This is a genomic window from Paenibacillus diazotrophicus (assembly GCF_042610465.1).
In genome coordinates this window covers 182,605-194,342 of record NZ_JBGJZN010000004.1, presented here as the reverse complement: position 1 = coordinate 194,342, position 11,738 = coordinate 182,605, and the positions used below count along the sequence as shown (strand labels likewise).

At 50.0% G+C, this 11,738-nt stretch carries 6 protein-coding genes; 1 reads left to right on the top strand and 5 read right to left on the bottom strand.

Features of this window, described 5'->3' with window-relative positions; all coding sequences use genetic code 11:
- Nucleotides 1–129: 129 nt before the first annotated feature.
- A complete protein-coding gene (locus ACAN54_RS17720) occupies nt 130–1,614 on the bottom strand; it encodes a glutamate synthase subunit beta (protein WP_379158007.1) in 1,485 nt (494 codons plus the stop codon).
- Nucleotides 1,615–1,942: 328 nt separating this feature from the next.
- Nucleotides 1,943–4,090 carry an alpha/beta hydrolase family protein gene (locus ACAN54_RS17715; RefSeq protein WP_379158004.1) on the bottom strand — a complete coding sequence of 716 codons (2,148 nt, stop codon included), beginning with the start codon at nt 4,088–4,090 and terminating at the stop codon, nt 1,943–1,945.
- Between the two features lie 213 nt (nt 4,091–4,303).
- On the opposite strand from ACAN54_RS17715, the gene ACAN54_RS17710 reads away from it, so the two are divergent.
- Complete coding sequence (locus ACAN54_RS17710) at nt 4,304–5,338, top strand: PocR ligand-binding domain-containing protein (protein WP_379158001.1); 1,035 nt, start codon at nt 4,304–4,306, stop codon at nt 5,336–5,338.
- 101 nt (nt 5,339–5,439) lie between these two features.
- On the opposite strand, the gene pulA is transcribed toward ACAN54_RS17710, so the two are convergent.
- From pulA to ACAN54_RS17695, 3 genes are all read right to left on the bottom strand, one after another.
- Nucleotides 5,440–7,398, bottom strand: coding sequence for a type I pullulanase (gene pulA, locus ACAN54_RS17705; RefSeq protein WP_379157998.1), 1,959 nt, complete (start codon nt 7,396–7,398; stop codon nt 5,440–5,442).
- Nucleotides 7,399–7,547: 149 nt separating this feature from the next.
- The gene (locus tag ACAN54_RS17700; RefSeq protein WP_379157994.1) at nt 7,548–8,123 is read right to left on the bottom strand and encodes a C39 family peptidase; all 576 of its coding nucleotides are present in this window, start codon (nt 8,121–8,123) and stop codon (nt 7,548–7,550) included.
- On the bottom strand, nt 8,120–11,635 hold the full coding sequence (locus ACAN54_RS17695) for a PAS domain S-box protein (RefSeq protein WP_379157991.1): 3,516 nt from the start codon (nt 11,633–11,635) through the stop codon (nt 8,120–8,122). The genes ACAN54_RS17700 and ACAN54_RS17695 overlap by 4 nt, the downstream gene beginning before the upstream one ends.
- Between the last annotated feature and the right edge of the window lie 103 nt (nt 11,636–11,738).

Below are 11,738 nucleotides of genomic sequence, written 5' to 3'. Positions count from 1 at the left end.
GGTAGGTCTTTCGTTCATCTTATATAGATTGTCCTATGTATCTATTTATCTTAACTCTCCTTGGGTCTCTAACGCAAAGGAGGCGCCCCGCGGGGCGCCCTGCACTTTACGTTCTAATGTATCAATGGCTTAAGGCAGATTCGAGGAACCCATCAGGAACCGGTCCACTTCCCGGGCAGCCTGCCGTCCTTCATTAATGGCCCATACCACAAGGCTCTGTCCGCGCCGTATATCTCCAGCAGCAAATACGCCTTCCACATTGGTAGCCTGTGTTCCGAACTCTGCTTTGGCATTGGAGCGCTCATCACGTTCAACTCCAAGCTGCCCCAGCACGGTCTCTTCCGGTCCGGTGAACCCTAAGGCAAGAAGTACAAGCTGTGCCTGGATGACTTCTTCACTGCCTGGAACCTCTACCGGAACCATCCGGCCCTGTTCATTCCGGGTCCATTCGATGCGTACGGTATGAAGCTCCTGCACATGTCCGCCGTCGTCACCGACAAATCGCTTCGTATTCACAAGATAACGGCGCGGATCCTCCTTATACAAGGCCGCTGCTTCCTGCTGGCCGTAATCCACCTTCATCACCTTGGGCCACTCCGGCCAAGGGTTGCTTGCCTGGCGGGTAAGCGGTGACTGCGGCATGATCTCCAGTTGGACCACACTGCGGCAGCCGTGACGGATGGAGGTAGCGACGCAGTCGGTACCTGTATCCCCGCCGCCAATCACGACCACATCTTTGCCGGCTGCAGAGATGTATTCGCCGTCTGCGAGGCCGGAGTCGAGCAGGCTCTTCGTGTTCAGCGTCAGGAATTCCATCGCCTGATGGATGCCGTGCAGCTCACGCCCCTCCAGCGCCAGATCACGCGCCTGCGTAGAGCCGCCGCACAGCACCACTGCATCATTCTCTGCTTTCAGCTGCGATGCTTCAATATCCCTGCCGATCTCGGTCCGGGTAACGAAGGTAATGCCTTCTGCTGCCAGCAGATCTACGCGGCGCTGCACGGTTTGTTTGTCCAGCTTCATATTCGGGATTCCGTAGGTCAACAGACCGCCGATACGGTCCGCACGTTCGTATACTGTTACACTATGTCCGGCTTTGTTAAGCTGCGCGGCACAGGCAAGACCTGCAGGACCGGAGCCGACTACAGCGACTTTTTTGCCGGTACGGCTAAGCGGCAGCTGTGGAACGATCCAGCCCTCGGCGAAACCTCTGTCCACGATGGCTTTCTCAATCGACTTGATCGTGACCGGATTGCCATTCATTCCCACAGTACAAGCACCTTCACAAGGTGCAGGACAGACGCGTCCGGTAAACTCCGGAAAGTTATTGGTCTTGTGAAGCCGCTTCAGGGCAACCTCCCAGTTGCCGCGGTATACCATATCATTCCATTCCGGAATAAGATTATGCAGCGGACACCCGGAAGCCATCCCGGAGAGCAGCCGCCCCACATGGCAGAACGGTGTACCGCAATCCATGCAGCGAGCACCCTGCTCCTTCAGCTTCTCCTCGTCCATCTTCTGCGAAAATTCATTCCAGTTCTTAATTCGTTCCAAAGGCTCGCACTCCGCAGGAGTCTGCCGCTGATATTCAAGAAATCCTGTTGCTTTACCCATACCTGTCATCCTCCGAGTCTCTCTAATTGGCCGCCGAATAACCATAGGCGGCATTGTTGCCCCATTCGGCTCCAAAAAGACAGTTACTCTCTGTCACCGACTGATTATTTGTCACTGTAAAGCAGCAAAGTAAGACGCTGTGTCAAGGCGGTTTCCCGCCTGAAATGACTCTATAATATCATTGATCCTACATAGCTTAAATGAATAATGTCACAGTTTTTAAATAAAATTTCGGGTGTTGTCCAGTTACAAGAAAAAAGGCTCCTCCCAGGGCAATGAAGCCATGGGAAAGCCTTTATTTGTAGCCCTTATTTCTATCAGGTCAAGATCAAACCAGATTCCAGAACATCGCAGTATTCGCCACAGCAATAATGGTAAACAAAATGGTGTTCAGGAAGGAGGCGAGCCATACATTGTTCGTTTTTTCAAAAATTTTACGGGCATATAAAGCTGCTACTAAAAGAATAGGCACCATAGCGAACAATAGAATGCCGTTCAAGGATTGCCCTGGGTATAAAGCTACTCCAGTAATGAAATCTTTGCCATAGTGAGCTGCCATCCAAAGAATAAGTCCGCCTACATTCAGGATAACGGACAGTGCGTATCCTCCTTTTTGGCCCCGGGTATTCGCATTCAGAGCTACAACACTGACAAAGTAGTAGATCAGGAAAAATGGCATATAGCGCAGTGCAGTAATCAAATGTTCGCTCTCAAAGGTACGCACTGCAAAGGTCCAAATCCGGAAGTCCGTGCCCGCTACCGCCTGTACTGCGAATAAAAGCAAGTATCCTGCAGCGACTGCAATAATTGCGGTACAAAGGCTAGCGACAATAGTGATGATGTTCAGATGAATGCCATAGCCGCTGAATTTCGTACCGGCCTGCTTCTTGGAGAAGAAGTAGAAGGCAAATGTTATGAAGGCCATAATAAGCCCGGAAGCAACCGCCCAATAGGCAATCTGGTTCGTTGTAGGTTCATTAAAATAAGAGCCGGTTGTAAGGATATGATTCGCATTTTTAAAGATGATCCACATTACCAATGATACTACCGCCAGCACAGCACTACCCGTACTCAAATTCTTCATTTTTGCAGCGGCATCCGGGTTAGCCTTTTGATTATTTGCCAGAATGAAACCTGCACCGGCTGCCACCAAGCAGACTACTGCCAGGATCACGGAAATCACACTCAAGGTATTCATCCCGTCTGCTTCTTTATCCATTAGTGTCGGGAACAAAATAGCCGGGATCAATGTACTGAACACGATTGCAGCCCAATATACGGTCTTTTGAATACCAGTTGAAGGTGCGCTGACAGTTGCTATGGATGGTGTGACCGAACGCTTCAGGAACGGAGCCTTGAGCAGCAGGCTTATAAGCGGAATCATCAAGAGGAAGAAGCCGATTAAGGCAATGAAGTTGCCCGCTTCTTTCATCCACCAAATCTGATGTCCCGAACCAAGATCAGCATTCGTCTGGGCGGGTGAGGTCACACCTTTAAAAGCATGGGCATAAAAATCAATTATATTTGCAGTTGCAGCTGTAGAAAAATGGTTCCATGGATGAATCTCATTTGGTGTAAACAGGATATGCTCACCCGTCTGCGAAGGACGTACTACCTTATCCTCGAGCTTCAGATCACCGGACTCTACCGTATAGAACTTACCGGCCTCCCCGGTCTGAATATCTGCAGAAAGCCCAAGGAAGGCTTTACCAGAGACTGTTGCTGCGAAATCCTTGTCTGTTACGGTACCTTTTACTTTCAGCTCTGCTGCACTTTTTTCCGGGTCAGACTTATTGAAGAAGAATTCATCGTACTTGCCTGCAATCATCCCAACCGTACGGTTTCCAAATGCTGCTTGCATCTGGTCTTGGGGAGCAACCGCCGAAGAGTAAGAGAAGTCCGCACCGGCAGTAATCCCTGCATAGATCATCCGCTGACCCGTCTGCAAAGCGTTTAGCTCATCCATATACATAGCCAGTAAGGAGGAGAATCCACCCATAGAGTGGCCGCTGACAGCGACATAGGCGTTGCCTTTATCGTCTTTTTTGGTATAATCCTGGGCGAAAATATACTTTGATGCATCAAATTGTGAATAAATCCAGAAAGTGCTGAACAGATCCTTTACAGGGATGTCACTCTCCCACCGGGAGTCACCGTGATCATACATATCCAAGGCTAGGACGATATATCCTCTTCTGGACATTTCGATCGCAGGCGCATCTTGCATTTCTTTGGTGTTCAGGTAACCATGTGTCGTAATAATAACGGGTCTGGGATCATCAGCTCCTGCTCCTTTAGGCATGTAGAGCAACCCTGAGAGCGTTCCGTGGTCTGCTTTGAAGTTAATTTCTTTGACCTTCACGGAATAAAACGAAGTATTGAACAGGCTGGCAAGGAAGCTTCCAAGGAGGATCAGTACTAAAGATAAGGCCAGTAACCCATTCGGTTTTTTGACGATCGAAACCATTTTTCTCATCATTGTAGCTCCTTTGTATTTAAGCTAAAAAACATACAACCCAAACCCCGAAATGTAAACGCTACCAAAACTTTAACTAAAGTATATAGCAGGTTGTTATTCTTGATAGTGGAATATCCTAACTAATAATTATAATTCTCAATCGTAATTATTTGCACTAGATGTAAAGAATGGTATCCTATTGTTACAAGTTGCTCAGGAGGTGTAGTTCTTTTGATACATGAATCACTACGTATTAACAAAATTTTGGACCTGAAAAAATGGAAGCGCCTTCAAGACTCGCTGGCTACAGTCACCAAACTGGCCATTCTAACGGTTGATTATAAAGGCATTCCTGTCACTACCCACAGCAGCTGCCAGTCGTTCTGCCAAAATGTACGAAAGGACCCTGATCTGCTGCCCTATTGCCAAAAATGTGATTCGCGCGGCGGTCTGGAAGCGGTTCGGTTGAATGCTCCTTACGTGTATCTGTGCCATTTTAATATCGTGGACATTGCTATTCCTATCACCGTTGATGATAAATACCTCGGCGCTGTCATGGCAGGACAAGTGAAGCTCTCAGATCCTGAGAATGGCATTGATCTGGAGCAAATTGTAACCTCCAAGAATAAATCCTTGCACCTGCTCACAGGGAACCCCTTAAAAGAACACTATGATAATATTCCAACCATGACTTATGAAGAAGTCGTAAAAATATCCAATATGTTATTTCTGCTGTGCAACTATATTATCGAGGAGGCCCTCAATAAAAATCTGCTTGTTGAAATGTTCGAGAAAGCATCCGGCAACGATGAAACTCTAAACATCTCCACCATCTTGCCTGGCTACACCATTAAAAATATTGAATCTGTAAAAAAAGAAATGACTAATGCTATCGCTGATGCCTATCTAAAAAACACTTCAAATGATACAACGATTTGTACCAACTCGGTTCTCCAACCGGCCTGTGACTATATTCACCATAATAGGAGTGAAAATATAACGTTAACGCATATGGCTGAGCTTTGTCATATCAGCCCCAGCTATTTCAGCAGGCTGTTTACCAAGGAGACGGGAGAGAACTTCACGACTTATCTGGCACGGCTCAAGATCCAGTGGGCTAAACAGCTATTGGAAGTAACCGATATGCCAGTTGCCCAAATCAGCGATGAGCTTGGGTTCAATGAACCGGGTTATTTTATTAAAATCTTCAAAAAATTCGAAGAAATTACGCCCGCCGTCTATCGTAAGTATTATAGAGAGAAGTAGGCTACATAAGTAAAAAGGTGAACTCTCCATATAACACGCCCCCTCTATCCAGCACAAAAAACGAGGGTGCCGCAAGCCAGTTACAGCTTGCGACACCCCATCTATGCCTGAACGGCCAGAACGACCATACCAAGACCTGTAACGGTCAGCCGCCCGTCTGTCTGGAGGACTGCCAGTTCTTCGCCAAGCAGCGGCTCCCATGCTCCCAGCGGTGGTAACGTAAACGTAGAGCCACCCGGATTGGCATTGTAGACTACGTACAAGTGCTTCGCCGGATCCCCTCCGGCATGCTCCCGCAGCGTATATGCCACAGTACCCGCAGGCGCTTTTTCGAAGAATAGCTTGGCGCGGATTTCCTCGGCACTGTGCATGCGGAAGGCGGGATGGGTCCGGCGCAGCATTATGAGCTTTTTCATGTAAGCAACCTCGTCCGCATAAGCGGCACAACGCTCCCAGTCCAGCCAATTGATCTCTATCGGTGATTTATAGCTGTTCTCCACACCTTTTTTGGTACGCATAAATTCCTGTCCGGCATGAAGGAACGGTATCCCCTGGCTCGTCAGCACCATGGCTGAAGCCAGGCGGTGCATTGCCCTGCGCTGCTTGTCGGTCACTCCGGCAGAGGATAGGACGATTTTGTCCCACAAGGTATGATTGTCATGGCATTCCATATAGTTCACGCACTGCCGGGGTTCGTCGGCGAACTGGCCTGTGGTCTGTCCGTACACCACTCCTCCGGTGATGCCTGTCTTCACCGCCTGCTCCAGTCCCGATCTGCCGCCGATAAAACCCGGTTCCTCATGCCTGAAAATATTGCCCTTCACCGCATCCCGAAAACCATCGTTAAAATGTCCGATTCCCGGCAGTGCGTCTGCGTTGCTCTGGTTAGCCAAGCGTTCCATGGCAAGCTCGGTCTCCATGATCCAGCCCTCACCGATGGTCATGATGGAAGGGTCCATTTCATCCAGACGCCGGCGGATTTCTGCCATTGTGTCAATATCAATCAGGCCCATGAGATCAAACCGGAAGCCGTCCATATGATATTCTTTGGCCCAGTAGAGGACCGAATCTACAATGAACCGGGAGACCATTGTACGCTCGGAAGCCACATCATTGCCGCACCCCGAACCGCCTGACAAGCTGCCGTCCCGCTTATAGCGCAGATAATAGCCTGGAACCAGCTTCGTGAAATTCACACGGTATCCGTCATACACATGGTTATAGACCACATCCATGATTACACGCAGACCACGGTCATGCAGCGCCTGGATCATGGTTTTGAGCTCTGTAATGCGCACACCAGGCAGATAGGGGTCAGTTGCATAAGAACCCTCAGGGGCATTGTAATTCTTCGGATCATAACCCCAGTTATAGTGCGGCTGATCCAGCTTAGTTTCATCCACACTCTCTGTGGCGAAGTCATACACCGGCAGCAGCTGAACATGCGTCACTCCAAGATCGGCAATATGATCCAGCCCGGTCAGAATTCCCCCCTGGCCCCGTGTTCCGCCTTCGGCCAGGCCTAGAAATTGTCCTTGGTGGGTAATCCCGCTGGCCGGATGAATGGATAAATCCCGCAAATGAAGCTCATAGATGACTGCATCTACAGGACTTGCCAAAGGCGGCTTAGCTTCGGTCCACCGCTCCGGATCCGTTTTGCGCAGATCAATAATCGCCGCTCTGTCCCCATTCACACCTACAGCGCGGGCGTAAGGGTCTGCGGCTTCATTCCATTGGTCACCGATACGCACGCGATAAGTATACAGCTTGCCCTCCAGATCACCGGAGACCGTCAGCCTCCAGGTCCCCCTTATCTCCCGGGTCATGGGCAAGCGGTCGCCAGCGGTCTGCTGCCAGGAGTCATAGAGAACAACCTCCGCCTCCTGTGCGGTAGGAGCCCACAGACAAAAGGCTGAGTAGGCAGCAGTATAGTTGAGGCCCAGATCATCCCCATCATAACTGAACAGCCGGTCAAAATCCTGGTCGAATACAGAAATGCCCCCGGTTGCTGCAGGATCCCCGTAATAGATGGTTTCTTCCATTTCCCTTTGTACTGACAAATCCCTCTGTCCCCTTTACCCTTTATTAATTGGATATTATAACCTGATTATCCACCTTGCGCAAACGTTTGTACAGAGCGATTTATGGATCGGAACGGGCGGGGTCAGAGCCCTGCTCTAACTCTGTTCCCGCTGCGTTTCGTGATCCTTCATTCTATGTTCAGCGCTACCATGGTAAGAATGCCCCGATTCGGATAATAAGGAATATGGCGTATACTATTATCCTGAACAATCAATACGGGTCCCGTGGCCGCCTCTGTCACGTCGTAACCGGTTCCCAGCACCCAGTGATAATCATAGGCATATCTTCCTCTCCAGCGAAGGCTGAACCACTTGTCAAACTTCACGGCTACCGGACGCCCAGCATCAATCTCGGCCCGATACCTCTGCATGTCATTAAAAACGGATACTAACCCCCGCTGGTCCCTGTTCTTTGCATGCGGGAGTGCAGCACCGATATAAGCCTGAAGGCCTTTGGAGAAACTACGCGCACTCATCCCCCACGGAGTTCCCCCGTGATGGCTGTATATATAATTTATATGTGCTGCTTTGGATTCAAAATGATCCGAACCCGGAATATTCCCGTAACCTCTCCTGGTGTGCCAATATTCGATTAAAGCGGCCATGGCCGCCGGCCCGCAGGCAGAGCCGGGCGAAGCTACGCCCGGCTCCCACTGTGTATAAGGCTCCACTTCCAGCCGATGTTCAGATCTTTCCGCGCTCATAAAGATATCTTTTCCTTCCGTTCCCTGAGTATCCGCTCAATGTCAGAGGCCAGAAACGGCTTGCTGACGAAGTCTTCCATACCTGCAGACATGCAGCGCTCCCGGTCCTCGGGTCTGGCATAGGCGGTTACCGCAACGATGAATGGCTGGTGGCGGGCTGGAGCCTGCTCCCTGATTCTGGCCGACGCTGTAATTCCGCTCATCACGGGCATCTGGACATCCATAAATAAGAGGTCATACGGACGCTCTAGAACGGCTTCTAACGCCTGCTGTCCATTCTCCACCAGATCTGCCCTATATCCCCGTTTCTCCAGCATCGTAAGTAAAAGCTTTTGATTGACCGGATGGTCCTCTGCAACCAGAATCCGCAGGGGACCGTACTTCGCTTCAGGCAGAGCAGGAGTGAGGCTATCTACAGGCAATATGCCGCTTGAATCCGTATGGACACCATCATTCTGCGCTTTGGAATCTACGGACTGCCGATTATCTTCCGCCCCATTCATTTCCCATTCCTCATCGGTAACGACAGGAAGGGTGAAGTAGAAGGTTGATCCTTCGTTCTCTGCGCTCTCCACTCCTATCGCTCCGCCCATAAGCTCGACGAGGCTTTTGCAAATCGCGAGCCCCAGGCCTGTTCCCCCATATTTGCGGTTAATGGACGGATGCAATTGGGAGAACGATTGAAACAGCAGCGGCTGCTTGTCGGTGGGAATACCGATTCCGGTATCCTGCACACTGAACTTCAGGTTCAGCTTCCTTGCATTCGGGCAATATTCCGTTTTGACAGCAATAGAGACCTGTCCTTCTTCCGTGAATTTGACTGCATTGCTGACCAAATTAACAAGCACCTGGCGAAGCCGGTCTGCGTCTCCGATGATCAGCTCTGGAACATCCGAGGCGATCTGGCTGGATAGCCGGACATTCTTTTCCCCGGCTTTAGGTGTAAACAGTTCGGTAACCATCTCCATGACAGATTCCACACTGACCGGTTCATGATTAAGCGTCATTTTGCCGGCTTCGATTTTGCTGAAATCAAGAATTTCATTGAGAAGATACAACAGCGAAGCGCTGCTCTGGCTGATGATCTCCGCATAACCACGCTGTTCCTCATCGAGCTCCGTCTCCGCCAGCAGATCAGTCATCCCCATAATTCCATTCATCGGGGTCCGCAGCTCATGGCTCATCACCGCCAGAAACTCGGACTTGGCCTGGTCCGCCTTCTCGGCAGACTCCTTGGCGCGGATAATCTCCTGCTCATCGGTAATGTCCCGGAATACGACAACTGCTCCTTTGCGCTCTCCCTTGTCGAACAGCGGTGTTGCCCGATATTCTGCAAGAAAGCTGGAGCCGTCCTTGCGCCACAATACCGCATCCATGCTCCGCTGGGACTCTCCTGTCCGAATAACTCTGAGCAGTGGTGAATCCTCAGGCCGGTAATGAACGGCATCCGATGCCGTTTGCCGGATATGGTCCAGATAAGAACGGCCCATAATCTCGTCATGCTCAAACCCGAGCATCCTTACTCCCGCCGGATTGATAAATGTGACTCTTCCTTCGGTATCCAGACCAAATATGCCTTCGGACACCGCATTTAGGATCAGGGTGTATTCATTGCTCAGCTTCTCTATTTGCTCGGTATACCGGGTGCGCTCTGTTATGTCACGTGAAATCCCGTACACTCCCACTACCTGTTTGTCGACAATAATCGGGATATTGATCGTATTGATTTCGATTTGATGTCCATCTTTATGGATCAATGTAAGATCATAGCTCTGGGGCTCGCCTTGACTGGCCAGTGTGAAGTGATGCAGGGTCTTCGCGATATCCTTTTCATGTACAACAGGTCCAAAATACATTCCAATCAATTCATCCATGGTGTAGCCTGTCAGTTCCTCCAGATTGGAATTCGCTGTTAGATAATCCCCTTGCAGGTTCATGGAATAGACCGCCGATGGATTATACTCGAAAAGAGACTTGTAGCGCTGCTCGCTCTCCTGAAGCATGGATTCAAAACGCTTGCGCTCCGTGATATCACGGCTGACAGAAATAATCTCCAGAATCTGGCCATGATCATCATAAATGTAGCGGCTATTCGTCTCAAACCAGGCATAACTTCCATCCTTGCGGCGGTAACGGAAAGTGACTACGGGAATGCATCCGGAATGCTCGCTATCGGACATCGTCACCTTCAACCGCTGCTGGTCATCGGGGTGCAGATAATCAAAGGCACTGGTCCCTACCATCTCCTCAGGCTCGTAGCCCAGCAGGGACCGGCTGGCGGAAGAACAATAGACAAAGACGTTCCCTTCTACGGATTGACGCGAGATCAAATCGATAGAATTCTCTGACATCAGCCGGTAATTCCGCTCGCTTTCTCTTAACTGAAGCTCCATCTGCCGCCGTTCGGTAATGTCCTGCATCATGCCGATAAGCTGCACAGGCTTGCCGTCAGGACCGCGCATGACATCCCACTGAATGTGAACATCTAGCACGGCAGTATCAGGAAGAATCAAACGGTAAGAGGTTTCACCGGATTCCCCCTTCTCCACAGCCCGTTCGACTCCTGTAGTCAGTACAGCCATGTCCTCCGGGTGTACGAGGGACAAGAAGGTCTCGTAATTCACGTTCTTTCCCGTACTATAGTGGAGAATCCGCTGCAGCTCTTCTGAGAATGTCAGCCTTTGTCTGGACAGATCCCAGATCCAGGAGCCTATTTTGGCGACTTTCTGGGCAGTGGCTAAGGCTTCTTCATTCTGCTTGCGGCTGTGTACGTTACGGCCAATGCCCATGATCCGCAACACTTCACCGTTCTCATCCCGGATGATATGAAAAGAGGATTCGAACCACAGATAATGCCCCTCTTTATGGCGCAGCCGGCGGAGATTGATTTTATTGTCCAGGAGGCCTTCTGACTGGTTATTCATGCCTTCAATATCATCAGGATGGTAGAACTCCAGCCGGTTCTTACCGATTACTTCCTCCGGGGTAAAGCCGATTTGCGGCAGCGAGGACGGAGAAATGAAACTCAGCGTTCCATCGGGCTGGGTGAAGGAGATCATCGTTTGTTCATCTTTTATAAATAAATCATACAGATCGCGGCTGTCCACGGTCAGCTGATCGGCAATTATACGGTCGGTGATATCTTGGGCGTACACAATAACATTCTGGGCCTGTCCTACTGCAGCCTTGACGAAAGTGAGCAGAAGAAATACCGTACGTCCCGAACGGGTCTGGAATTTCTTCTCCTTGACGAGAGAACCGGTCGCTGATGAGGCAAGTTCTTCCATTAGGTGGTTGTGCATTTGGTGCCGTACTTCCTCCTGCGAAGCAGAATTATTGTACAGCAACCCCTCGTCCAGGAACTCCTGTTCACTGCAGCCGAGAATATGGCAGAAAGCAGGATTTACTTTTACCCATTTGGCTTCTTCGGAAGACAGTATTCCCATCCCCACCGGAGACATCATGAATGCAAGATCCATAATTCCGCTGTTGTCGTTATCCAATTCATTCAAGCCTCCCTCATCTCGAGCTGCTGCTAATGCAGTCCCACTGATGTATATTACCCAAGTATACGATAAGAGAAGTACAGAAAGAAATTCGCCGCACCATTAAATA

Coding starts and splice junctions, on each gene's coding strand:
- ACAN54_RS17700 (WP_379157994.1), bottom strand. CDS start 8,123: ATGAGCGCGGAAAGATCTGAACATCGGCTGGAAGTGGAGCCTTATACA.
- ACAN54_RS17720 (WP_379158007.1), bottom strand. CDS start 1,614: ATGGGTAAAGCAACAGGATTTCTTGAATATCAGCGGCAGACTCCTGCG.
- ACAN54_RS17715 (WP_379158004.1), bottom strand. CDS start 4,090: ATGAGAAAAATGGTTTCGATCGTCAAAAAACCGAATGGGTTACTGGCC.